This window comes from Pseudomonas sp. B1-22 (assembly GCF_050474425.1).
Lineage (GTDB): Bacteria > Pseudomonadota > Gammaproteobacteria > Pseudomonadales > Pseudomonadaceae > Pseudomonas.
Genome location: NZ_JBCHVH010000003.1, coordinates 278,454 through 302,174, shown reverse-complemented (window position 1 = coordinate 302,174; position 23,721 = coordinate 278,454). Strand labels below are relative to the sequence as shown.

Annotated in this window: 17 protein-coding genes; 7 read left to right on the top strand and 10 right to left on the bottom strand. The window is 65.8% G+C overall.

What is annotated here, in order from left to right; translation table 11 throughout:
* Positions 1–134: 134 nt before the first annotated feature.
* The 6 genes from gloA to thiI all read right to left on the bottom strand — a co-directional run bounded on the left by gloA (position 135) and on the right by thiI (position 11,635).
* The gene (gene gloA, locus ACQ5BL_RS13385; RefSeq protein WP_207886273.1) at positions 135–665 is read right to left on the bottom strand and encodes a lactoylglutathione lyase; all 531 of its coding nucleotides are present in this window, start codon (positions 663–665) and stop codon (positions 135–137) included.
* A gap of 126 nt (positions 666–791) precedes the next feature.
* On the bottom strand, positions 792–2,699 hold the full coding sequence (gene estP / locus ACQ5BL_RS13380) for an esterase EstP (protein WP_243804155.1): 1,908 nt from the start codon (positions 2,697–2,699) through the stop codon (positions 792–794).
* Between the two features lie 105 nt (positions 2,700–2,804).
* Positions 2,805–4,169 (bottom strand): DUF3999 domain-containing protein, encoded by a 1,365-nt coding sequence (locus tag ACQ5BL_RS13375; protein ID WP_243804153.1) that lies wholly within the window; start codon positions 4,167–4,169, stop codon positions 2,805–2,807.
* A complete protein-coding gene (locus ACQ5BL_RS13370; RefSeq protein WP_430293168.1) occupies positions 4,166–7,873 on the bottom strand; it encodes a DUF2339 domain-containing protein in 3,708 nt (1,235 codons plus the stop codon). Before ACQ5BL_RS13370 ends, ACQ5BL_RS13375 begins: the two co-directional genes overlap by 4 nt.
* Positions 7,874–8,193: 320 nt before the next feature.
* Positions 8,194–10,011, bottom strand: coding sequence for a translational GTPase TypA (gene typA / locus ACQ5BL_RS13365; RefSeq protein ID WP_207886277.1), 1,818 nt, complete (start codon positions 10,009–10,011; stop codon positions 8,194–8,196).
* Between the two features lie 169 nt (positions 10,012–10,180).
* Positions 10,181–11,635 carry a tRNA uracil 4-sulfurtransferase ThiI gene (gene thiI, locus ACQ5BL_RS13360; protein ID WP_243804148.1) on the bottom strand — a complete coding sequence of 485 codons (1,455 nt, stop codon included), beginning with the start codon at positions 11,633–11,635 and terminating at the stop codon, positions 10,181–10,183.
* Between the two features lie 330 nt (positions 11,636–11,965).
* Between thiI and glnA the strand changes: the two genes are divergently transcribed.
* Positions 11,966–13,375 (top strand): glutamate--ammonia ligase, encoded by a 1,410-nt coding sequence (gene glnA, locus ACQ5BL_RS13355; protein ID WP_207886279.1) that lies wholly within the window; start codon positions 11,966–11,968, stop codon positions 13,373–13,375.
* 497 nt (positions 13,376–13,872) lie between these two features.
* Positions 13,873–14,367, top strand: a complete 495-nt coding sequence (locus ACQ5BL_RS13350) for a BRO-N domain-containing protein (protein ID WP_243804146.1) — start codon at positions 13,873–13,875, stop codon at positions 14,365–14,367.
* A gap of 190 nt (positions 14,368–14,557) precedes the next feature.
* Here ACQ5BL_RS13350 and ACQ5BL_RS13345 read toward each other — a convergent pair whose 3' ends face one another.
* Positions 14,558–16,753 (bottom strand): mechanosensitive ion channel family protein, encoded by a 2,196-nt coding sequence (locus ACQ5BL_RS13345; protein WP_430293167.1) that lies wholly within the window; start codon positions 16,751–16,753, stop codon positions 14,558–14,560.
* A gap of 450 nt (positions 16,754–17,203) precedes the next feature.
* Here ACQ5BL_RS13345 and ACQ5BL_RS13340 point away from each other — a divergent pair, with 450 nt between their 5' ends.
* From ACQ5BL_RS13340 to ntrC, 4 genes are all read left to right on the top strand, one after another.
* Positions 17,204–17,758, top strand: a complete 555-nt coding sequence (locus ACQ5BL_RS13340; RefSeq protein WP_243804144.1) for a DUF4124 domain-containing protein — start codon at positions 17,204–17,206, stop codon at positions 17,756–17,758.
* A gap of 11 nt (positions 17,759–17,769) precedes the next feature.
* Positions 17,770–18,348 carry a DUF4124 domain-containing protein gene (locus ACQ5BL_RS13335; protein ID WP_243804665.1) on the top strand — a complete coding sequence of 193 codons (579 nt, stop codon included), beginning with the start codon at positions 17,770–17,772 and terminating at the stop codon, positions 18,346–18,348.
* A 207-nt stretch (positions 18,349–18,555) separates the two neighbouring features.
* Positions 18,556–19,632, top strand: coding sequence for a nitrogen regulation protein NR(II) (gene glnL, locus ACQ5BL_RS13330; RefSeq protein ID WP_207886283.1), 1,077 nt, complete (start codon positions 18,556–18,558; stop codon positions 19,630–19,632).
* A gap of 2 nt (positions 19,633–19,634) precedes the next feature.
* On the top strand, positions 19,635–21,065 hold the full coding sequence (ntrC, locus tag ACQ5BL_RS13325; RefSeq protein ID WP_207886284.1) for a two-component system response regulator NtrC: 1,431 nt from the start codon (positions 19,635–19,637) through the stop codon (positions 21,063–21,065).
* A 383-nt stretch (positions 21,066–21,448) separates the two neighbouring features.
* On the opposite strand, the gene trmL is transcribed toward ntrC, so the two are convergent.
* Complete coding sequence (gene trmL / locus ACQ5BL_RS13320; RefSeq protein ID WP_243804142.1) at positions 21,449–21,910, bottom strand: tRNA (uridine(34)/cytosine(34)/5-carboxymethylaminomethyluridine(34)-2'-O)-methyltransferase TrmL; 462 nt, start codon at positions 21,908–21,910, stop codon at positions 21,449–21,451.
* On the opposite strand from trmL, the gene ACQ5BL_RS13315 reads away from it, so the two are divergent.
* The gene (locus tag ACQ5BL_RS13315) at positions 21,909–22,361 is read left to right on the top strand and encodes a hypothetical protein (protein WP_207886286.1); all 453 of its coding nucleotides are present in this window, start codon (positions 21,909–21,911) and stop codon (positions 22,359–22,361) included. The two genes, trmL and ACQ5BL_RS13315, sit on opposite strands and share 2 nt — an antisense overlap.
* A 585-nt stretch (positions 22,362–22,946) precedes the next feature.
* On the opposite strand, the gene secB is transcribed toward ACQ5BL_RS13315, so the two are convergent.
* Positions 22,947–23,429, bottom strand: a complete 483-nt coding sequence (secB, locus tag ACQ5BL_RS13310) for a protein-export chaperone SecB (RefSeq protein ID WP_207886287.1) — start codon at positions 23,427–23,429, stop codon at positions 22,947–22,949.
* A gap of 37 nt (positions 23,430–23,466) precedes the next feature.
* Positions 23,467–23,721, bottom strand: a complete 255-nt coding sequence (gene grxC, locus ACQ5BL_RS13305) for a glutaredoxin 3 (RefSeq protein ID WP_207886288.1) — start codon at positions 23,719–23,721, stop codon at positions 23,467–23,469.

Here is a 23,721-nt window from a genome sequence, read left to right as displayed (position 1 = left end):
CAGGGGAGAAGGGGAAAATCAGGGCGCATTCTAGCGTGGAATCGGGCGCGACGCCTCCTGCGAGGTGGTCGCGCCGAATGCTTGGAACCCGCCAGTCATGGGCAGTTCCCCGACCCGAAGCCCAGCTGCGGCCTTCAGCCGCGTCCCAGCTCGCCGTTGAGCGAGGCCTGGACGATCTCCACCCAGTAACCATCGGGGTCGGCGATGAAGGCGACGTTCTTCATGCCCCGCGCGAGTGGCTTGACGAACGGTACGCCGAGGGCCTCGAAGCGCGCGCAGGCGGCGTGGATATCCGGCACCGAGAAGCAGATGTGGCCGAAGCCGCGCGGCTCGCCGTTGCCGTTGTGGTACTGGCTGTCGTCGGACTCGGTGCCCCAGTTGTGGGTCAGCTCCAGCACCGACTCGCGGCCGAAGGTGTAGCGCTGGCGCTCGCCGGTGTCGCCGGGCACCGCGTGCCCCTTGGTATGGGCGAGGAAGTACAGGGAGAAGCGGCCTTCCTCGAAGTCCAGCCGGCGCAGCAGGCGCATGCCCAGCACACGGGTATAGAAATCCAGCGACGGCTCCGGGTTCTTCACCCGCAGCATGGTGTGGTTGAACACGTAGTCCTGGGTGACGGCGTCCGGCTCGGCGCAGACGCCGGGTTGCAGTTCGGTGGTGAAGGTCATGGCGGGTCCTCGAAAAACGGACCGGCAGTCTAGCGGCGGGCAGAACGGGCGGGGTAACAGCGGGGTATTACGACGTCGGGTACGGGGAACCCGGCGCGCGCCGGGCTCCCCTTCCCTCTCAGGCGATCAGAAGTCCAGGCTCAACGCCAGGTTCACGCCCTGCTGCAGGTCGTCGCTGCTGTGATGCGCGCTGTAGCCGCCGCGCAAGGACAGCTCCGGCGTCAGCTTCTGCGCGAAGCCCAGCGACAGGCGCTGCATGTGGCTCTGCGGGGTGTAGCCCTCCAGGGTGAAGCCGTTGGCCGGCAGGCTGGTGAAGTTCATCCCGACGTTCTGGGTGTCATCGGCATACTCGCGCTCCACCGCCACTTCGCCGAACAGCTGGGTTTCGGCGGAGAGGTCGAGCTTGCCCTGCAGGCCGGCGCCGAGCCGCCGGGAGTAGCGGTCCTGCTCGTCGAAGGCCAACGAGGTGGAGTGACCGCCGTCCTCTTCGTAGCTGTCCACCTTCACTCGCGCCCAGTCGGCGCTGACGAAGGGCGACAGGTGCCAGTTCTCGCCGCCCTGGGCGATGTCGTAGCCGAGGCGGCCGCTGAAGGCGAGCAGGCTGCCGTTGGTATCGCCCTTTTCCTCGACGGTGCGGTCGACCAGGGCGAACTTGCGGTTGGCCTCGTCGTAGTCGAGGTGGCCGCCGGTCACCGCGGCGTCGGCCCACCAGCGGTTCTGCTGGTACTGCGCGAACAGGCTGCCCAGGTAGCTGTTGAGCTTGTAGTCGGAGTCCTCGGCGCCGGCTTCCAGCTTCTGCCGGTAGAAACCGGCAGCGGCGCCGATGCGCCAGGCGTCGTCCAGGCGGTAGCTGCCGCCCAGGGTCAGGTTGTAGCCGAAGCCATCGCCACTGGCGGCGCTGTCCTGGTCGTCGTAGTCCAGGTGCTGGCCGCCCCCGGAGATGAAGCCGCGCCACTGCCCCGTGGCCTGCCAGTTCTCCCAGTCCGCCAGCCATTGGCTGTGCAGCGTGTCCTGGAAGCCGTTGTAGGTCCCCAGCGCCATCTCCGGCAGCAAGGTGGTTTCCCAGGGCGCGGCGAGCACCGAATAGGCGTAGTCGGCGATCAGCCGCTGGCCGGCGATGGTCGGGTGCACGCCATCGTTGAAGATCAGCTTGGTCGGGTCGGGGGTCGCGCTGTGGCGGCCGTAGAGCGGGTTCTCCGGGCAACTGTTGCCGCTGAAGCAGGTACCCACCAGGTTGGTGCCGGTGGCCAGGCCGTAGGCGCCCGGATCGGCCAAGACTTCCTTGAGCAAGCCCGGAATGTTCAGCGGAATGACGTTGGCATCCGACGCGGCGAGCTGGCTGACCAGCTCCTGATTGAAGATGCCCGACAGCTGGGTGCCGAAGGACTGCAACGGGGTGCCGTTGGTGGCCGGAGTCAGGCCCAGGTCCGGCAGCAGCCAGACCATGATGTAGCGCGCGCCGGCATTGTGCAGCGCGTCCACGCTGTCCACCAGTTGCCCCGCCGCCGCGCGGGCGGTGGGTTCGTTGGTGATGCGCAGCTGGAGGAAATCGTTGCCGCCACCGGTGAGGTAGTACAGCGCGTTCGGGTCCGCCCGGCGCCCCACCAGATAGCCGTCACGGGTGCGGGTATTGCCGCCGGCGCTGACCACCGAGCCGTTCGGAGCGGTAATGGAGTCATAGATCTGGTCGGTACGGTAGCCGCCCACCGCCCAGTCGTTGCCGTCCACGGTACCGGGGACCAGCGAGGTCGACGGGTTGAGGTCGGCGGAGGAAATGCCCAGCTTGCCGCCGAGGATCATCGGCGCGGTGGGGCCGAACGCTTCGCCATGGCCTTCCAGGTAAGTCGGGCCGGTGCGGTTGGTGAAGCGCGTGGAGGCGCCGGCCGGGCCGCCGGCGTCGGGGAACTGGCCCGAATCGCTGAGGCTGTCGCCGAACACCACCATGGTCGAATAGGGGGAAGAGGCTGCCGAGGCCTGCGAGGCAATCGCCAATACGCAGGCAGCCGCCAACGGGGTGAGCGCCTGTCTGATCATCCTGCTACTCCGTGCTTGTTTTTATTGGGCTGACAGAACGCCCTCACAGTAGCAGAGTTTTCCCGGGCGACACCCCTATCTCGCGGCTATCTTCGTGAACCTTGCTCAGTTTTGCGGGCGACTGCTGCGCAACAGGCTCAACGCCATCAGCCCGAGCAGGCCGACGCCGGCCAGCAGCACAACCCACAGGCCGTAACGTTTCCAGCGGCCATCCGCCCTGGGTTGCGCGTCCTGAGTCTCGGCCACCGGGCTCTGCAGACCGCCTTTGAGATGGGCCTCGCCCATGGCGGACAGGCGCCCGGGCTCGAAGCCGGGCACCAGCGTCGACAGCGGCAGGCTGCCATCGGCCGCCGACGCACTGCCGACCGCCAACTGATAGGGCTGGCCACCGCGCGCGAGGAACACCACTTCGCTGGCGCGCACACCGATGCTCAGGTTCGCCGTCGAGCCGCCCAGGCCGCCACCACGGGCGTCCGGTTGCAGGCGCAGCTGGCTGACCGGATAGCCCGGCAGCTCCAGCTCCTCCTGGGTGATCTCGCCGCCCTCCCCCGGCAGGCGATAGAGCACGCCCCGCGCCAGCGGCGTCCACTGCACGTTGCCGTCGTGGCGGCCGGAGAGCGCCACCGGCGCCAGGGTATTGGCCTGCTCCAGCGGAATCCGCACACGTTCCACCGGCAGCGCCAGCGGCAGGCTCCAGCTGAATCCGCCGTTGGCATCGACCTTGGCCGCCAGCGGCGCGGACCACAGCATGGGGATCGGCCCGTTGCTGCTGCGGCTGCCACTCAAGGTGGCGCCGTTCAGTTGCGCGGCCTGCTGCGGCGACTCCCACCACAGGCGCAGGTAGCGCGCCGACTCGCCGGGCAGGGCGATGGCGTTCTGCTCGATGCGCTGGCCGTTGAAATCCAGCCGCGCCAGCTGTCCTTCGCCCAGGGAACGCCAGTGCTCCAGGTCGTCGCTGGCTTCGACGCGCAGGCGCTGGAAACCGTCGCTGTCCGTCGTCCAGTCCAGCTGCAGGCGGTCCAGCGGCAGGTCGCCGGAGCCGGTTTCCAGCAACCAGCCGCGCAGGACCTGCTGCGGGTCCTGGGCCGATGCGCTCGGGGTGATTTCCAGGATGGTGCCGGTGGTGCTGCGGACGATCTTCAGATTGTCGCCGGCCGCGCTGCCGGAGGCGCCACGCAGCGGGAAGATGCGCGCCTGCACTTCGCTGCGCACGCGGCTTTCGCTGGCGGCACTGGTACGCAGGCTGTAGGGCAGCGCCTCGCCCTCGGCGTTGAAGATGCGCACATCGCGCAGATCGCCGTGGCGGGCGGCGAACAGCACCTCGATCGGCAATTGCACGCGGTACCACGGGCCGTTGCCGGAGATCTCCAGCGGCACGCGATTGGCGAAGTCCGCCGGAGCGGGTGCCGCACTGGCGTGGTTGCCCAGCAGGCACGCAGCGGCGAGCAGGACGAGGGATTTCAGCTTCATGCGGAAGGTTGCTCCTGTTGCGGTTGCTCGTCGGGCGCGGGCCGGCGCGGCGGCAACGGCGCGAAGTAGCCGACGATCAGCATCAGCACGCCGACGCCGATGAAGGAAATGATGCGTTCCAGGCTGCCGCCGCTGGCGCGGTCGACGAGGAACAGCTTGACCACCACGACCACCAGCAGCGCCGCGCCGACCAGCCAGAAGTCGCGCCGGCCGCGCAGATGCCCGGCGATCATCAGGCCCAGGGCGATCAGCGCCCAGACGATGGACAGCCCGGCCTGCACCAGCATCGACTCGCGCAGGGCGAAGGCGTCGAACGGCACGCCGCCCCAATGGTGCGCGGCGCGGCAGACCGCCATGGTCAGCAGCGCGAACAGCGAGGCGCCCAGCACCGCCTGCACCGGCAGGCGCAGGGTGGATTCGGCCACGCCCAGCTGCGGCAGCCCCAGGCGCGTCCACTGGAACACCGCCGCCAGCACGATCAGCATGCCCAGCTCCAGCGGGTTCAACAGCGGCAGATACGGCAACGGCTCCGCCGAACCATCGCTGAACAGGTTGACCAGCCAGAACCAGCCCAGCAGCACCAGTGCCACCGGCACGGCGGCAACCGCCCGGTACTCGCGCTCGAAGGCCGCCACCGGCCACGGCAGGCGCCGCACGCCGCCCATCAGGATCAGGTAGATACTCGGCACCAGCGCCCAGCCCAGCCAGCGCCAGGCGTTGTAGTGCTCAGCCAGGGCGAAGAACAGGTAGCGCAGCTCCAGCGCCGCCACGGCGAGAATCAACCAGCAACCCAGCACATGGGCCGCCTGCGCCGCCAGACGCGGCAACAGCGCATCGAGCCGGCGCAGTACGAAGAAATGCACGACGAACAGCGCCAGCCATCCGAGCCAGCCCAACTGCGCCAGCGGGTGGTATTCCAGGTTCCAGGCACTGGCCAGCGCCACCACGCCCAGCGGCGACAACGCCAGGCAAAGCAACGCCAGCGCACGCCATTGTTCGCGCCGCGCCAGCAGCGACCCAAGCGCCACGCTGACGGCGGCAACCAGCAGCGCCACGTGCTCGCGCATTTCGGCCGGCACGAAGCGGGCGATCTCCCACAGCGCGGTCAGCGCCCACCAGCCAGCACCCCAGGTCAGCAGCAGTTGCGACAATTGCTCCAGGCCCAGCCCGCCCAGCGCCAGGCGACGCTCATGCTCGCTGGCCCGATGCAGGCGCCAGGCACCGACCAGTGCCGCCAGCGCCAGCACCGCCGGCGTCCAGAAGCCCATGTGCGCCAGCGGCTTCAAGCCTTCGCTGGGCAGATCGCCGAACAGCGCCGGGCCACCGAGCAGGAACGCGCCCGCGCCGATCACCTGCAGCACCAGGCCAAAGACGAAGGCCGCGCGCTGCTGCAGTTGCAGGCTCAGCCAGAGGATCAGCAGGCCGCTGCCAGCCCAGACGGCGGCCGCCGTACGCCACGGCAGCACGAACAACACCGCGAGGTTGATGAAGGCCAGTCCCAGCAGCAGGATCACGCTCAGGCCGAGCATCAGCCGGCGGTCGTCGCGCACCAGGGAATCGCGCGCGGCGATCAGCATGGCGGCGATCAGCGCGAGGCCGATCAGCGAAGCCGTCACCAGCCCGCGCCAGCCCGAGCCGAGCACGCCGCCCCCCGCCTCGGCCCCCTGCAGGTGCAGGAGGAAGATCGCGCCGCCCAGCAGCTGTACCGCGAAGGCGCAGGCCAGGAAGGTGCGCGAACGCAGGCGCAGCGCGGCCAGCAGCGTTACCAGACCGGCCACGGCCCAGGTCATGGCCGTGCCATCCGCACCCATCAGCAGCGGCGCGATCAAGTAGAGGAAGCCCAGGCCGAAGGTCGCCAGTACCGGGCGCACGTTCGGCTCCCAGCTGCGCAGCACTTGCGAATCGGCATTGCGCAGGTTCCAGAAGCTGAACAGCAGCGCCACGCCGAGCATCAGCGCGCCCAGCGGTGCGCCTTCGAGCAGATGCAGCGACAGTGGATCGGAACGCAGGTCGGCGAGGAAGGCCAGCGCCGCACCGATCTGCAGCAGCAAGGCGAAGATGCGCGCCAGCGGCCGCTGCTGGCGCAGGCCGAGCCAGTAGATGCCGGCGGCCTCTACCGCCCAGGCGGCGGAGGTCCAGCGTGCGTCCAGGCCCAGCGGGATCGCCAGGGTGCCGAACACCACGCCCAGCGCCAGGCAGGTCTCCACCAGCAGCAATGCGCGGCCGGCGGTGCGCCCGGCCAGCAGGCGCGCGAGGAGCATGTAGAACAGCCCCAGCGCCAACGCGCTGAATGCCGCGCCGAACTCCAGGTGCTGGATGACGCCGAATTGCAGGCCGAAGCCCACCAGCGGCGTGCCGAACAGCACGGTGCCGTCGACGTAGTCGGTCTGCCGCGCCGACCAGCGCAGCAGGGCGTCGCGGGAATCGTCCGGCGGCCCGCCAGCAGCCTCGCGCAGGCGGCGGCGGGCGAACAGCAGGCCGATGGCGACGTAGGTAAGGAAGAACAGGATCAGGAACGGCTCGGTGCTGGCGAACAGCTCCGGCTTATAGGAACGCAGCCCCCAGGCCAGGCCGATGCCGAAGGTGCCGAAGAAGCCGATCAGGTTGAGCATCCGCCAGGCCTTGAACCAGGCGATGGCGAAGATGCCGGCATTGAGCAGGGCGAAGTAGCTGAACAGCGCGACGTGATTGCCGCCGCCGGAAGACGCCAGGATCGGCGCGGCAAATCCACCCAGCGCGGCGGCGGCGGCGAGGCCGAGGGCGTCCTGCAGAATGGCGAGGATCGCCGAGAACAGGGTGACCGCCACCAGCAGCATGAAACCGGCCTGCGGCTCGATCAGCACCTCGCCGTGATTCATCGCCGGGTACAGCTTGATGCCGGCGAACACCGTCAGGTAAAGCACGGCGATGCCGGTGCCCTGCAGGACCAACGCATAGGCCGGGCGCCGCTGGCGCAGCCACCAGCCCAGGCCCAGCAGCGCCAGCGCGGCGCAGGCGGTGCCGATGTAGGGGCCTTGCGGCGGCATGACCATGCCTTCGGTGGCGTAGCGCAGGAGGAAGGCCAGGCCGAGGAACAGCAGCACCACGCCGACACGCAGCACAGTGTTGCCACCAAACAGCCAGTCGCGGGCGGCGCCAAAGGCGCGGTCGAACAGGGAAGGAACGGGCGGGGACGGTGGCACTGGAGGCGCGGCAGGTATCTGTTGCGGCTGAACCTCGGGCTCCTCGACGCGAGCCGGGGCCGCCGGCTTTTCCATCGGCTCAAGCACCAGGTCCGACCACTCGATGGGCGCGTCCACTCGCGCGGCGGCCGCAGGGGCCGGTGCCGGCTCGTCGGCGGGTAGTTCGATGTTCCAGTCCAGTTCGGTGGCAGCGGGTTCGCTGGCGGACGCGTCGACTTCGGACTCGGCTGGCGCAACAGGCATTTCCGGCGCGACATACTCGACGCTGGCCGGGGGCGCTGGCCGGGCGGCACTGCGCTCCACCTGCAACAGCCGCTCATAAAGGGCCTTGGTGCCCTGCTCGAAGCGCTCGCCGAAAACCTTCAGCTCACCGCGAAGGCTGGCGTTCTCCCGTTTCAGACTTTGCAGCGCGAAGGTCTGCCCCAGCGCGAGGCCGACCACCGCACCCAGCACCGCCCCGGTGATCGACTCGCCTGCAGCGGCGCCGATGACCAGGCCGACCAGCATGAAAATCCATTGCATGCTTTCGAATCCTTGAGGTTTTGTACGAATCCATCCCGAACCAGGCGGCAACGCCCGAAAGGCTGAGTATATCGGTCCGACTCCGTGACCGGTCTCCTACAGACTCACAGCCTTGAATATTCAGACGTCGCGACACCGCCTTTCAGCCACGCGAAGACGACGGCTTTTGGTAGGAGCGAGCTTGCTCGCGAACCGCCCAACACCGATACGGCCGGCTAATGCTGTTCGCGAGCAAGCTCGCTCCTACAGATGGGCCGACTACGGCGACAGGCAAAAAAAAAGCCGGGCATAAGCCCGGCTCTTTCGTACTGCTGGTCGATTTAGACCTTGCTGCGCTCGTAGCGCTTGCGGTCGTTCTCGTCGAGCAGCTTCTTGCGCAGACGGATCGACTTCGGCGTCACTTCCACCAGCTCGTCATCGGCGATGAATTCCAGAGCCTGCTCCAGGGTGAAGCGGATCGGCGGAACCAGGGCAATGACTTCGTCCTTGCCCGAAGCGCGCATGTTGTCGAGCTTCTTGCCCTTGGTGGGGTTGATCACCAGGTCGTTGTCGCGGCTGTTGATGCCGGCCAGCTGGCCTTCGTAGATCTCGTCGCCCGGGGCGAGGAACAGCTTGCCGCGGCTCTGCAGGGTTTCCAGCGAGTAGGTCAGCGCGGTGCCGGTGGCCATGGAGACCAGTACGCCGTTCTGACGGTTGGACACTTCGCCGGCCTTGATCGGGCCGTAATGGCTGAAGGTCGAGGTCAGGATGCCGGTGCCCGAGGTCAGGGTCAGGAAGTTGTTACGGAAGCCGATCAGGCCACGCGCCGGAATGGTGTACTCCAGGCGCACGCGGCCCTTGCCGTCGGGGATCATGTTGGTCAGATCGCCCTTGCGCAGGCCCATCTGCTCCATCACCGAGCCCTGGTGCTGCTCTTCGATGTCGATGGTGACGTTCTCGTAAGGCTCCTGCTTCTCGCCGTCCTTCTCGATGATCACCACTTCCGGACGGCCCACGGCCATCTCGAAGCCTTCACGGCGCATGGTTTCGATCAGAACCGAGAGGTGCAGTTCGCCACGGCCGGAAACCTTGAACTTCTCCGGGCTCTCGCCTTGCTCGACGCGCAGGGCCACGTTGTGCAGCAGCTCCTTGTCCAGACGCTCCTTGATGTTGCGGCTGGTGACGAACTTGCCTTCCTTGCCGGCGAACGGCGAGTCGTTGACCTGGAAGGTCATGCTCACGGTCGGCTGGTCGACGGTCAGCGGCGGACGGGCTTCGACGTGCTGCGGATCGCACAGGGTGTCGGAGATGAACAGCTCGTCCATGCCGGATACGCAGACGATGTCGCCGGCTTCGGCGTCAGCCACTTCAACGCGCTGCAGACCGGAGTGACCCATGATCTTCAGGATACGGCCGTTGCGCTTGGAGCCGTCGTCGCTGATGGCGACCACCGGGGTGTTGGCCTTGACACGGCCACGGGCGATACGGCCGATGCCGATCACGCCGAGGAAGCTGTTGTAGTCCAGCTGGGAGATCTGCATCTGGAACGGGCCGTCGACGTCCACTTGCGGAGCCGGGACGTGGTCGATGATCGCCTGGAACAGCGCGTCCATGTTGTCGTCCATCTTCTCGTGGTCCATGCCGGCGATGCCGTTCAGGGCACTGGCGTAGACGATCGGGAAGTCCAGCTGCTCGTCGGTGGCGCCGAGGTTGTCGAACAGGTCGAAGATCTGGTCGATGACCCAGTCAGGACGCGCGCCCGGACGGTCGATCTTGTTCACCACCACGATCGGACGCAGGCCGGCCTTGAACGCCTTCTGGGTCACGAAGCGGGTTTGCGGCATGGGGCCGTCCTGGGCGTCGACCACCAGCAGTACGGAGTCCACCATGGACATCACACGCTCTACCTCGCCGCCGAAGTCGGCGTGGCCGGGGGTGTCCACGATGTTGATGTTGTAGCCGTTCCACTTGATGGCGGTGTTCTTCGCCAGAATGGTAATGCCGCGTTCTTTTTCCTGGTCGTTGGAGTCCATCACGCGCTCGCTTTCCGCTTCTTTGCGGTCGAGGGTGCCGGACAGCTTCAGCAGCTTGTCAACGAGGGTGGTCTTGCCATGGTCGACGTGGGCGATGATGGCGATATTGCGCAGTTTTTCGATCACAGTGTCAGTCTCGAGAGTGAATCTTCGGCTGCCGTTTTCGGCAGCGGGGCCGCGCCGTGGCGCGGCGGTGCAAAAGGTCAGGGCGTGAGCCTACGCACCGAATGTGTCGGGAGGTCGGTGGCGGATGCTGCCGCCAAACAGACCGGGCTGGCGGCGTTGGTCCGCGCCTTTATTGCGGACGGTAAACACGCACATTGGTGTGCCCTTCGTTGACCAGGTGGTGGGCGTGCAGGCGACTCATGACGCCCTTGTCGCAGTAAAGAAGGTACTGGCGGTTGGGGTCCAGTTCCTTGAACTTGCTGTTGATCGCGTAGAACGGCATGGGCAGGACTTCGATGCCTTCGAGCGCCAGCGGTTCATCTTCCTGGGCATCCGGGTGACGGATGTCCACGACGATCTGGCCGGGCAGCACTTCGTCGACCATTTCCACCGGCAGGTCCTTGCCCAGTTCGTCGATCACCCGATCGACGGTCATCTGGGTGGAACGCTCCAGGGCACGATCGAGCACGGCCATGTCGAACTTGGACTCTTCGTGGTCGACGCGGTATGGCTTGGCCTGGGTGGTCGGGTTCACCGAGATCACGCCGCAGTATTCGGGCATGTGCTTGGCGAACTCGGCGGTGCCGATCTTCGTCGCGGTGTCGATGATGTCCTGCTTGTGGCTGACGATCAGCGGGCGCAGGACCAGCGTGTCGGTCACCCGGTCGATCACCGAGAGGTTCGGCAGGGTCTGGCTGGAGACCTGGGAAATCGCCTCGCCGGTCACCAGGGCATTCAGCTCCAGGCGCTCGGCCACGCGGCTCGCGGCGCGCAGCATCATGCGCTTCAGGGTCACGCCCATGTAGCTGTCGTCGACCTTGGTGAGAATCTCGCCGACAACTTCCTCGAAGGGCACGCTGACGAACAGCACGCGCTGGGAACGGCCGAACTTCTCCCATAGATAGTGGGCGACTTCCATCACGCCCAGTTCATGGGCACGACCACCGAGGTTGAAGAACACGAAGTGGCTGATCATGCCGCGGCGCATCATCTGGTAGGCCGCCACGGTGGAATCGAAGCCGCCGGACATCAGCACCAGCACCTGCTCCAGCGCACCCAGCGGATAACCGCCAAGGCCTTCGTGCTGGGCGTGGATGACGTACAGGCGGTCGTAGCGGATTTCCACCCGCACCTGCACTTCCGGGTTCTTCAGCGACACGCCCGCCGCGCCGCACTGCTGGCGCAGGCCGCCGCCGACGTAGCGCTCCACGTCGATGGAAGTGAAAGGGTGCTTGCCGGCGCGCTTGCAGCGCATGGAGAAGACCTTGCCCGGCAACTGGTCGGCGAAGTGCAGCTTGCACTTCTCCAGGATGTCGTCGAAGTCGCCCAGCGGGTACTCGTGCACTTCCAGGAAGTGGCCGATGCCCGGGGTACAGGTGAGGCGCTCGATCATCTCGCGCAGCACCTTGGGATCGGTGACCTTGGTCTCGACGTCCAGGTTGTCCCATTCGCCTTCGACCAGCAGCTCGGGGTCGAGGTCGCGGAGCACCGTGCGAATGTTCTTCGCCAGCTGGCGGATGAAGCGCTTGCGCACCGGCCGGCTCTTGATGGTGATTTCCTGGAAGACCTTGACGATGAGTTTCATGCGGACCGGGCGATTGCCATGGGACAGAAAAAAAGGGGCAAGATTATATCCGAAATTGCTCAAGACTTGAGCAGAATTCGGAGACTTTCTTTCAGGCGCACCAAAATGGACTTATGCACCATGACAAGGCACTAAAACGGTGCACAATTATCCCGCAATTCCTGGTTACGCTCGCCAGAGCCCCGTAAATCAGCGCTTCTGCACGATTGCGGGCACTGGCACGCAACTTGCTCTCTTGTGAGGCAGGTTGCCCTGGCGGACTATCCGGCCGGCATCACCCGATACTGGGGCATAGAAAGCTCCCAGCTCTAATCCCTCCTGGAGGACAGCATGTCGTACAAGTCGCAACAACTGATCAAAGATCATGACGTGAAGTGGGTTGACCTGCGCTTCACCGATACCAAAGGCAAGCAGCAGCACGTCACCATGCCCGCCCGCGACGCGCTGGACGATGACTTCTTCGAAGCCGGCAAGATGTTCGATGGCTCCTCCATCGAAGGCTGGAAGGGCATCGAAGCCTCCGACATGATCCTGCTGCCGGACGACAGCACCGCCGTGCTCGACCCGTTCACCGAAGAGCCGACCCTGATCATCGTCTGCGACATCATCGAGCCGAGCACCATGCAAGGCTACGAGCGTGACCCGCGCAACATCGCCAAGCGCGCCGAGGAATACCTGAAATCCACCGGTATCGGTGACACCGTATTCGTAGGCCCGGAGCCGGAGTTCTTCATCTTCGACGAAGTGAAGTTCAAGTCCGACATCTCCGGCTCGATGTTCAAGATCTTCTCCGAGCAGGCCTCCTGGAACACCGACGCTGACATCGAGTCGGGCAACAAGGGCCACCGCCCGGGCGTGAAAGGCGGCTACTTCCCGGTACCGCCGGTCGACCACGACCACGAAATCCGTACCGCCATGTGTAACGCCATGGAGGAAATGGGCCTGGTCATCGAGGTTCACCACCACGAAGTGGCCACCGCCGGCCAGAACGAGATCGGTGTGAAGTTCAACACCCTCGTTGCCAAGGCTGACGAAGTGCAGACCCTGAAGTACTGCATCCACAACGTCGCCGATGCCTACGGCAAGACCGTGACCTTCATGCCGAAACCGCTGTACGGCGACAACGGCTCGGGCATGCACGTTCACATGTCGATCTCCAAGGACGGCAAGAACACCTTCGCTGGCGAAGGCTATGCCGGCCTGTCCGATACCGCCCTGTACTTCATCGGCGGCATCATCAAGCACGGCAAGGCCCTGAACGGCTTCACCAACCCGGCCACCAACTCCTACAAGCGTCTGGTTCCGGGCTTCGAAGCCCCGGTGATGCTGGCTTACTCGGCTCGCAACCGTTCCGCCTCGATCCGTATCCCGTACGTATCCAGCCCGAAAGCCCGCCGCATCGAAGCGCGCTTCCCGGACCCGGCTGCCAACCCCTACCTGTGCTTCGCAGCCCTGCTGATGGCCGGTCTGGACGGCATCCAGAACAAGATTCACCCCGGCGATGCCGCCGACAAGAACCTGTACGACCTGCCGCCGGAAGAGGCGAAGGAAATCCCGCAGGTTTGCGGCAGCCTGAAAGAGGCGCTGGAAGAACTCGACAAGGGCCGTGCGTTCCTGACCAAGGGCGGCGTGTTCACCGACGAGTTCATCGATGCCTACATCGAGCTGAAGTCGGAAGAAGAAATCAAGGTGCGCACCTTCGTGCACCCGCTGGAATACGACCTGTACTACAGCGTCTGATCCACGAATACCTATAAATAGCGTCAGCATTAAGGCCTCCTTCGGGAGGCCTTTTTTATGGGCGCAGGAAAAGCGGTGGCACCTGCCATTGTAGGAGCGCGCCATGCGCGCGATCGCGGGCATGGCCCGCTCCTACAGGGAGCCCCACCTGCGCGGCGACTCGGCTCACGATGCCTCCTACGAAAAGCAGCGCCGCGTCTGATAGTGCGGCGCGAGCGGACTGCTTATCCTGCGGCGGTCACGGTCAATCCCGTGGCCAGGTTTGACAGCCTGGATCAGTAGGCGCGATGGCGCCGGAAGGTACATGCGAAAACGGCGTAAGTTTTTGCAGGCTCCCGCTCGCAAGCAGATAATCTGCCACCCTCAATGGTGAGTCGCGCGGGGAGATCTTCGGGTCTGCCGGGTCCTACTGCCGGTCTGTCAACCCCGCGCGATTCGCCTCCCTTCGATTGACAGCGAAGGGAGGCGGAATTTCTCGGACCAGTAGGAGTTCCACAATGGAAGATATCTACGTACCAACCCACTTCATCCGCTTCAACCGCCCACTACGCGCCATCCTGATCGACGATGAACCCTGGTTCGTCGCCCGCGACTTCGGCCTGCTGATGGGGCGCACCAAACCCGAAGGCATCCTCCACCTGCTCGACGAAGACCAACGCGCCCTGGTGACTTTGCGCCAGGGCGACTGCTACGAAACGCAGGAAGTCATCAGCGAGTCGGCCACCTACGCCGCCTACTACCGATACCGCCACCCGGAAAATCGCCAGGTGCGCCGCTGGCTGACCCAGGAGGTGATCCCGACCCTGCGCGACCAGACGGCCACCGCCGCCTGGAAGCCCAGGCGCGTGCTGATGGCCTGGGAAGGCCAGCGGGTCAGCCTGCTGGAGTGGCAGGGTGGCCTGTGGGTGCCGCTGGAGGAATTGCCGCGCTTCAGCCCACTGACCGACGGGCTGCGCCGCCGCAGCACACTGCTGGGGCGCTGGTGGCGATAGCAGAAACGTAGGGCGTATAACGTTCGACGTTATACGCCGTTTAACCTTGGGCCCAGACCAGACCAGGTCTGGCTTCGGAGCTGCCGCTTCAGGGCGGCTCCGGGCTCACCGTGGCGCCAACGTTGAACACGGTGTATCGGCGTACAACCGCGAACGGTTGTACGCCCTACGACAGTCAGGCCCGCAGGACTCAGATACCGCGCTCCATCGAATCGCCATCCTCCTCACGCTGTGCAGTGCGCATCCGCGAGAGCTGCACGTTCAGGCGCGGCATCGACAGCTCCAGGCCGGCCTTGTCCAGCCTCTGGCGCAGGCGCAGGTTGAAGGCGCGCTGCACCTCCCACTGGCGAATCGGCGCGGTCTTCAGGCGGAAGCGTAGGATCGCCTGGCCGTTGTCGAAACTCTCCACGCCCTGCATCTCCAGGGCCGACCACATGGCGCGGCTGATGGTGCGGTCGCCGCGCAGGTCGCGGGTGACTTCGTGGACCAGCGTCACCGCATCGTCGATCGGCATGCTGGCCGGCACCGGCCAGCGGAACATCGCGTAGCCGAATTCCCGCGAGTAGTTCTTGATGCTCTTGATCTCGCTGAAGGGGATGGTGTGCACCACGCCGTCCAGGTCGCGCAGGCGCACGGTGCGGATGGTCAGGCCCTCGACGGTGCCCAGGTGGCCGCCGACGTCCACGTAGTCGTCGATGGACAGCGAGTCCTCGATGATGATGAACAGGCCGGTGATCAGGTCCGCCACCAGCGACTGCGCGCCGAAACCGATGGCCAGGCCGATGACGCCCGCGCCCGCCAGCAGCGGCGTGACGTTCATGCCCATGTTGGCCAGGGCGACGATCAGCGCGATCACCGCGATGGTCACGAAGAGCACGTTGCGGATCAGCGGCAGCATGGTCAGCGCACGGGTATTGGTGCGGTTCTTGCCGCCCAGCCCGAGGCTGTGCTGGACCGCCGTGTCGGCGAGAATCCACACCAGCCAGGCCACCAGCAGGGTGGTGCTGAAGCTGATCAGCTTGAGGCTGATGGCCGAGCCGTCGCCCTCGGTGAAGCGGATCAGCGACATGCCCCAGACGCGCAGGCCGATCTCGAGGAACACCAGGAGGTTGGCGATGTGCAGCAGGGTGTAGGCGAAGTTCTGAAGTTGCTCGACATAGGGCGCGCTGCGCCGGCTGCCATGCCGCGAGGAGCGCAGGTGGGCGCGGCGGATCAGGCCATTGACGGTCATCGCCACCACCGCGACCAGCGCGCACAGCAGCGCACGGCGCAGGGCGTAGGTGCTGTCGCCGGCGGTGACCACGGTGGCGAACAGGGAAATACCCACCAGCACCAGTACCGGCAGGAACCACAGCGAGCCCACCAGCTCGACCAGATCATGCAGACCGCGACGCTTGATCCGGCGCTCCAGCGGCTGGTTGCGGATCAGGTGGGCGATCGGCCGGCGGAACTGCAGGACGAACAACGCGGTGCACAGGGCCGCGAAGATGTTCGCCAGCGAGCCGACGCACAGTGCCGTGCTCTGGCCCAGGCTTTCCACCACGCGCGGGTCATGCATGATCTCGCCCAGCGAGGCCAGGCTGCCGATCAGCCACAACGGGCGGAAGGCGCGGCGCCGCAGGATGTCCAGCGCACGCATGCGGTGCGGGCCGCTGAGCAGCGACAGGGAGATCACGCACAAGGCGGAGAACAGCGTGCCGCAGACCAGCACGTAGGCCATCACCATCGCCAGCAGCTTGCCCAGGGAGCTGGGCAGCACCACCGACAGGTACAAGGTGATCAGGAACGCCACCAGCCAGGGGCCGAGCTTGCGCAGGGCGAACAGCAGCAGGTCGCGGGTCTTGGGATGCTGCGGCAGCTCGTTGGCCAGGCCGAAGCGCTCCTGCATGCGCTTCGCCACCCAGCGTAGCCCCAGGGCCACGCAGGCCCAGAGCAGGGTCACGAGGAAGAAGTCGAAGAGCATTCCCGACCACTCCTGCCAGGACGGGATGCGGGTTTCCAGCTCGTCGCGGGCCTGGCCGAACAGAGACGTCCAGCGCAGCACCGGGCTGTTCTCGCCTTCGAACTGCTTCTCCAGGCTGCCCAGGGTGTCGCCGATCAGGCCCAGTACGCCGCCCTGCTCGTCCGCACTTTTCTTGCTCGCATCGCGCAGCTGCTTGAGCTTCTTCAGCAGATCGGCCCGCTGCTGGTCGTTCTCCAGCGTCTTGATGACCTGGTCCAGCGACTGCTGCAGTTGCGCATCGCTGACCTTGTCGCCGCCGCCCGTCACGCTGGCCAGCGGCCCCGGCAGCGCCGCCTGCGCAGGCACCGCGAGCAGGCCGGAGCCCAGGCAGCACAGCAGCAGGCACAGGCGGAAACAGGAACGCAGCAGGTCAGTCACGGGCACACCCCAGGGCAGATAAAGGAACGCTCGCCGGCATCATACAGAGGACTCAGAGCCTGTTTACGATCTTGCGAGCTAGGGTAGAACAAGGCGCAACGACCAACGGGAGTAACAGCCGAAGGCTGGCCCGAAGGGTGAGCGCCAGCGAATCAAACAGGCGAGGACGCGGAGTTTACGAGCTGTAAATGAGCAGTACTCGCTTCGCTCGCCCCTGCGGGGCCGCACTGAAGTGCGTTAGCCGCAAGCGGCTTCCGAGCCTGTTTTTAACGCAGTTATACCGACGCGCAGCAGATCGTAAACAGGCTCTCGGCCGGCAATGGACTGCGGCGCTACATGAAAGGTCCGTCGGCGAGCGACAGCGCACATTCTGAGCTGCCATGCTGAATCACAATAGGCAACTTGCCAGCCGTCGTCGGCAATGCAAGGCTTGGCATGACCATCCGGAGATCGCCCATGCGCCTGATCCTCACCGCCCTGTTGCTCGCCGCCGCGCTGCCGGCCAGTGCGCAGATCTACAAGTACACCGATGCCAACGGCAATACGGTATTCACCAACCAGCCGCCGGGCAACGTCGGCGCGCAGCCGGTCGAGCTGCCCCCGACCAATACCGTCGCCCCGCAGGCGCCGGTGAATACCGACACCGGGAACAGCGACGGCAACACCGCCCAGGAGCAGAACGCCTACACCATCCTGGCGCTGAGCAACCTGCCCAACGACGAAGCCCTGCGCGTCAACAACGGCACCTTCGTCGTCGATGTCGTGGTGCAGCCGGCACTGGCCATGGACCACCAGCTGCAGCTGCTGCTCGACGGCCAGCCCTACGGTGCACCGACCCAGAACACCAGCATCACCCTGGAAAACCTCGAACGTGGCGATCACACGCTCGCCGTCGAAGTCGTGCAGGGCAGCCGGGTGATCCAGACCAGCGCAACGGCCAGCTTCACCCTGCAGCGCATCAGCACCAACAGCCCGCAACGGCCCCAGGTCTCTCCCAGGACGGGCGGCTGAGCATGCGTCAGCTGGCGTCCCTCGTATTATCGGCCCTGCTGTCGGCGCTGGCCTGCCTGCCGGCCAGCGCCGAGGTCTACACCTACATCGACAAGGACGGCAACCGCGTCTTCACCGACCAGCCCGCGCGCGGCAACGCGCAGAAACTGCAGCTCGCGCCGCCCAACGCCATGCCCAACCAGCCCGGCGTACGCATGCCGCCCCCGCTCTATGCGCCCACCACGCCCGCCTTGCCTCCGGGGCCGCCGGCGTACCAGCTGCTGCGCATCCTGGTACCGGAGCCCGATTCCACCATCCGCGCCAATGACGGAGCCCTGATCGTATCCGCCACCAGCGACCCCGCCCTGCTGCCCGGGCACCTGTACCGTCTGCTGCTCGACGGCAAGCCGGTGGGCGAGCCAGGCCGCAGCCCAGTGTTCCCGCTGTACAACGTCGAGCGCGGCACGCACCAGCTGTCGGTGGAGATCATCGATACCCTGGGTCGCACCATCGAACAGACACCGAACCAGCCCTTCCATATGTTCCGCGTTTCGGTAGCCGAATCGGCGCCGCTGGACACCACTCACCCGCTCAGCGCCGCCAGCCATTGACGGCGGCGGGCACCCCGGCACAAATGCACCATATCGGTGCGCCAGGCTGCACCACTTTCTATACTCTCCCCATTTCAGGTCACTCCCGCCGGCTGGACTGACCCTCTGCGCCGTGCAAACCGGCGCCAGGCGCCGAAATACGCGACCTTCCGCGGCCTGGTTTGTTTCTTGCATTTTCCCGCACAGTCTTGGGACATCTCTTACACCATGCCTACAGAAACCCAGCTCCGCCTGTTGCTCGACAACCTCACCACGGCAGTGATCCTGCTCAATGCCGAGTTGCGCCTGGAGTACATGAACCCGGCGGCGGAGATGCTCCTTGCGGTCAGCGGACAACGCAGCCATGGCCAGTTCATCAGCGAGCTGTTCACCGAATCCCCCGAGGCGCTGCACTCGCTGCGCCAGGCGGTGGAAGAGGCGCACCCCTTCACCAAGCGCGAAGCGACCCTGACCTCGCTGACCGGCCAGAGCATCACCGTGGACTACGCGGTGACGCCGATCCTCAATCGCCGCGAGACCCTGCTGCTGCTGGAGGTCCATCCGCGCGACCGATTGATGCGCATCACCAAGGAAGAGGCTCAGCTGTCCAAGCAGGAGACCACCAAACTGTTGGTGCGCGGCCTGGCCCATGAGATCAAGAATCCGCTGGGCGGAATTCGCGGCGCGGCGCAGCTGCTTTCCCGGGAGCTGCCGGACGAATCGCTCAAGGACTACACCAACGTCATCATCGAAGAGGCCGACCGCCTGCGGAACCTGGTGGACCGCATGCTCGGCTCGAACAAGCTGCCGCAGCTCTCGGTCACCAACGTCCACGAAATACTGGAGCGCGTCTGCAGCCTGGTGGAAGCCGAAACCCAGGGCAGCATCCCACTGGTGCGCGACTACGACCCGAGCATCCCCGACCTGCTGCTCGACAAGGAGCAGATGATCCAGGCGGTGCTCAACATCGTGCGCAACGCCATGCAGGCGATCGCCTCGCAGAATGAACTCAAGCTGGGCCGCATCACCCTGCGCACCCGCACCCTGCGCCAGTTCACCATCGGCCACACCCGTCATCGCCTGGTGTGCAAGGTGGAGATCATCGACAACGGTCCGGGCATTCCGGCCGAACTGCAGGACACCATCTTCTATCCCATGGTCAGCGGCCGTGCCGACGGCACCGGGCTTGGCCTGGCCATCACCCAGAACATCATCAGCCAGCACCAGGGCTTGATCGAATGCGAGAGCCACCCCGGCCACACCGTATTCAGTCTGTTCCTGCCCCTGGAACGAGGAGTCCATTGACCATGAGCCGATCTGAGACCGTCTGGATCGTCGACGACGACCGCTCCATCCGCTGGGTGCTGGAAAAAGCCCTGCAACAGGAAGGCATGACCACCGTCAGCTTCGACAGCGCCGACAGCGTGATGAGCCGCCTCGGCCGCCAGCAGCCGGACGTGATCATCTCCGACATCCGCATGCCCGGCGCCAGCGGCCTGGACCTGCTGGCGCAGATCCGCGAGGCGCATCCGCGTCTGCCGGTGATCATCATGACCGCGCATTCGGACCTGGACAGCGCGGTGGCCTCCTACCAGGGCGGCGCCTTCGAATACCTGCCCAAGCCGTTCGACGTCGACGAGGCCGTCTCCCTGGTCAAGCGCGCCAACCAGCACGCCCAGGAGCAACAGGGCCTGGAAGCACCGGCCAACCAGGCGCGCACCCCGGAGATCATCGGCGAGGCGCCGGCGATGCAGGAGGTGTTCCGCGCCATCGGCCGCCTCTCCCACTCCAACATCACCGTGCTGATCAACGGCGAATCGGGCACCGGCAAGGAACTGGTCGCCCACGCCCTGCACCGCCACAGCCCGCGCGCGGCGTCGCCGTTCATCGCGCTGAACATGGCGGCGATTCCGAAGGACCTGATGGAATCCGAGCTGTTCGGCCACGAGAAAGGTGCCTTCACCGGCGCGGCCAACCAGCGCCGCGGCCGCTTCGAGCAGGCCGACGGCGGCACCCTGTTCCTCGACGAGATCGGCGACATGCCGGCCGACACCCAGACCCGCCTGCTGCGCGTACTGGCGGACGGCGAGTTCTACCGCGTCGGCGGCCACACCCCGGTGAAGGTGGACGTGCGGATCATCGCCGCGACCCACCAGAACCTGGAAAACCTGGTGCGGGAGGGCAAGTTCCGCGAGGACCTGTTCCATCGCCTGAACGTCATCCGCATCCATATCCCGCGCCTGGCCGACCGCCGCGAGGACATTCCGGCACTGGCCCGGCACTTCCTCGCCCGCGCCGCGCAGGAGCTGGCGGTGGAGCCCAAGCTGCTCAAGCCGGAAACCGAGGAATACCTGCGCAACCTCGGCTGGCCGGGCAACGTGCGCCAGCTGGAGAACACCTGCCGCTGGATCACCGTCATGGCCTCCGGCCGCGAGGTACATACCGACGACCTGCCGCCGGAGCTGCTGACCCAGCCGCAGGACAACCTGCCGGCCGCCAACTGGGAACAGGCCCTGCGCCATTGGGCCGACCAGGCGCTGGGGCGTGGCCAGTCGAACCTGCTTGATACCGCCGTGCCGGCTTTCGAGCGGATCATGATCGAGACCGCGCTCAAGCACACCGCCGGCCGCCGCCGCGACGCCGCCGTGCTGCTGGGTTGGGGCCGCAATACCCTGACGCGCAAGATCAAGGAGCTGGGCATGAAGATCGACGGCCCGGACGATGAGGGCGAGGACTGAGGTCCTGCGATTAAAAAGGGGCCGGAAGGCCCCTTTTTTCTTGCATCACCGTGAGCGCCGTGCCGGCTTTAGCCAATCGCGGACAGAGTCCGCTCCTACGCTCGGATCGGGTGTAGGAGCGGGCCATGCCCGCGATCAGCGTCAGCAAGGCACGGTCACATCCCGGCAACATCTATCCCCAAAACCTGTGGATAACACTGTGCACGGAACGGGGAAGGAACGTGCTACAGCCCAGAGCACGCGCGGTCTGCGGGTTTGCGCGGTTTCTGTGCAGGAATTTCGCGCTTGCCCACAACCACTGTGCGCCTGCCTGTGGATAAGCCTTGGACAAGCCGCTGCACTCCCCGCCCGACGCGGCTTTGCGCGGATCGATCAGAAAACGCTCAGTCCATGGCGAAGCCGTGCTGACGCCAGGCCTCGTAGACCGTCACCGCCACGGTGTTGGACAGGTTCAGGCTGCGGCAGCCGGGGCGCATCGGCAGGCGAACGCGCTGTTCCGGCGGCAGGGCATCGCGCACCTCCTCCGGCAAGCCACGGCTTTCCGGGCCGAACAGGAAGGCATCTCCCCGCTCGTAGGCCACCTCATGGAACGGCTGCGAGCCCTTGGTGGTGAAGGCGAACAGACGCGGCTGGCCGAGTTGTTCCAGGCACTCCTCCAGGGTCGCGTAGCGGCGCACGCTGGCATACTCGTGGTAATCCAGCCCGGCGCGGCGCAAGCGCTTGTCGTCCAGCTCGAAGCCCAGCGGCTCGATCAGGTGCAGGCTGCAGCCCGCATTGGCGCACAGCCTGATAATGTTGCCGGTGTTTGGGGGGATTTCCGGTTGAAAAAGGATCACGTGGAACATGCAGCGCTCCGAGCCTGAGAACGGCGGGCATTCTACTCCCGCGCAGGCGCAAATGCGGCCCAGGCCGTTACTCAAGGTATGGGTTTCGCTGTGCGTGCTGGGGCTGCTGGTGGGCCTGATGCTCGGGCGCCTGGTGAATCCACCCCATGACGGACCCGCGCAAATCCTCGCCATAGAGGCGGCGGCGGACGGCCTGATGCTCACGCTGAATGCCCAGCCCGCCGTGCGTGCCGGTCATCTGGAGGGTGCCCTGGCCTTGCAGATCGACGCCAACGGCACGGCGCAGCAGGGCCAGCTGCGGATCGGCGATGCGCCGCTGCGCTGGAAACTGGAGCCGCAAGGCGGCGGTATGCTGCTGACGCTGCTGTCCACCCGCACGCTGCAAGGCGCCTGGGACAGCGCCGAGGTGGAGGGCCGGTGGCACCTGAACGTCAGGGTGCGGCCCGAATAAAAGCGGGGTTCTCCCGGCCTGCCTGGTCCGGGGCCCCGAAGCGGGTTGCAGGCCATCGAGGGAAGATGGCCGCTGGCATAAAAGGGGGGCTTACCCGGCCTGCCTGTACCAGGACCCCCAAACCGGTTGCGGCGGCCGCTGCTTCGAGCGGCGCACCCGCGAGGTGTAAAAGAGGGGTTACCCAGCCTGCCTGAACCGAGGCCCCTGAAATCGCTGTTATCAGGGGTATTGCAGAGGGCGTGCCAAGATTGTCATCGGTTTCGGGCAGAACCTCGCGTGACCTGCTGAAAGCCAGTAACGGCGGAGCTTTCGGCGGATTATCAGGCGTCCATGTGCACACAGTGGAGCGGGCAATATCGAGGCTACAGACCACCACCCGCCTGCGCCCCTCTAGTGCGCACGCACCAAACTTGGACGCCGCGCGGAGTAAACAGGCCATGCAGGGACTCCGTCCGCGATTGGTCCGCATCGCGCCGGATGCCATCGCGGACGGAGTCCGCTCCTACACCCAGGCTCGACCTCGGCAGCAAACGCCAGGCAAAGAAAAAGGCGCCCGAAGGCGCCTTTGTCATGCAGCAGTCAGGATCACTGAACCGCCGGGATCTCGCCGGAAGCCTGCATGCGGGCGATTTCCTGCGCGTACAGCGCATCGAAGTTCACCGGGGACAGCATCAGCGCCGGGAAGGAACCGCGAACAACCAGGCTGTCCAGGGTTTCACGGGCATACGGGAAGAGGATGTTCGGGCAGAAGGCGCCGAGGGTGTGGCTCATGCTGGAAGCGTCCAGGCCCTTGATCAGGAAGATGCCGGCCTGCTGCACTTCGGCGATGAAGGCGGTTTCTTCGCCGTTCTTCACGGTCACCGAAACGGTCAGCACCACTTCGTAGAAGTCGCCGTCAAGCTGCTTCTGGCGGGTGTTGAGGTCCATGGAAATGCTCGGCTGCCACTCCTGGCGGAAGATTTCCGGCGCCTTGGGCGCTTCGAAGGAGAGGTCGCGGATGTAGATGCGCTGCAGCGAGAACTGCGGATTGTTGTCTTGCTGGCCTGCGCCGTTGGCTTGTTCAGTCATTTCGAGACCTTCTTGTGCATCGTTTCAGGATTGAGGATCACGCCGAGAGCAGCGTATCCAGCTTGCCCGCGCGTTCCAGCGCGTAGAGATCGTCGCAGCCGCCGACGTGGGTCGCGTCGATCCAGATCTGCGGCACCGAGGTGCGGCCCGCCTTGCTGGCCATCTCGGCGCGAACGCCCGGCTTGCCGTCCACGGAGATCTCCTCGTAGGCGACACCCTTGCGGTCCAGCAGGGCCTTGGCGCGGATGCAATATGGGCACCATGCGCTGGTGTAGATCAAGATCGACGGCAT

Bases quoted from the DNA above. Each gene is read 5' to 3' on its own strand.
- gloA (WP_207886273.1), bottom strand. From the start codon at position 665: ATGACCTTCACCACCGAACTGCAACCCGGCGTCTGCGCCGAGCCGGAC.
- estP (WP_243804155.1), bottom strand. From the start codon at position 2,699: ATGATCAGACAGGCGCTCACCCCGTTGGCGGCTGCCTGCGTATTGGCG.
- ACQ5BL_RS13375 (WP_243804153.1), bottom strand. From the start codon at position 4,169: ATGAAGCTGAAATCCCTCGTCCTGCTCGCCGCTGCGTGCCTGCTGGGC.
- ACQ5BL_RS13370 (WP_430293168.1), bottom strand. From the start codon at position 7,873: ATGCAATGGATTTTCATGCTGGTCGGCCTGGTCATCGGCGCCGCTGCA.
- thiI (WP_243804148.1), bottom strand. From the start codon at position 11,635: ATGAAACTCATCGTCAAGGTCTTCCAGGAAATCACCATCAAGAGCCGG.
- glnA (WP_207886279.1), top strand. From the start codon at position 11,966: ATGTCGTACAAGTCGCAACAACTGATCAAAGATCATGACGTGAAGTGG.
- ACQ5BL_RS13350 (WP_243804146.1), top strand. From the start codon at position 13,873: ATGGAAGATATCTACGTACCAACCCACTTCATCCGCTTCAACCGCCCA.
- ACQ5BL_RS13340 (WP_243804144.1), top strand. From the start codon at position 17,204: ATGCGCCTGATCCTCACCGCCCTGTTGCTCGCCGCCGCGCTGCCGGCC.
- glnL (WP_207886283.1), top strand. From the start codon at position 18,556: ATGCCTACAGAAACCCAGCTCCGCCTGTTGCTCGACAACCTCACCACG.
- ntrC (WP_207886284.1), top strand. From the start codon at position 19,635: ATGAGCCGATCTGAGACCGTCTGGATCGTCGACGACGACCGCTCCATC.
- ACQ5BL_RS13315 (WP_207886286.1), top strand. From the start codon at position 21,909: ATGCAGCGCTCCGAGCCTGAGAACGGCGGGCATTCTACTCCCGCGCAG.
- trmL (WP_243804142.1), bottom strand. From the start codon at position 21,910: ATGTTCCACGTGATCCTTTTTCAACCGGAAATCCCCCCAAACACCGGC.
- secB (WP_207886287.1), bottom strand. From the start codon at position 23,429: ATGACTGAACAAGCCAACGGCGCAGGCCAGCAAGACAACAATCCGCAG.
- grxC (WP_207886288.1), bottom strand. From the start codon at position 23,721: ATGCCGTCGATCTTGATCTACACCAGCGCATGGTGCCCATATTGCATC.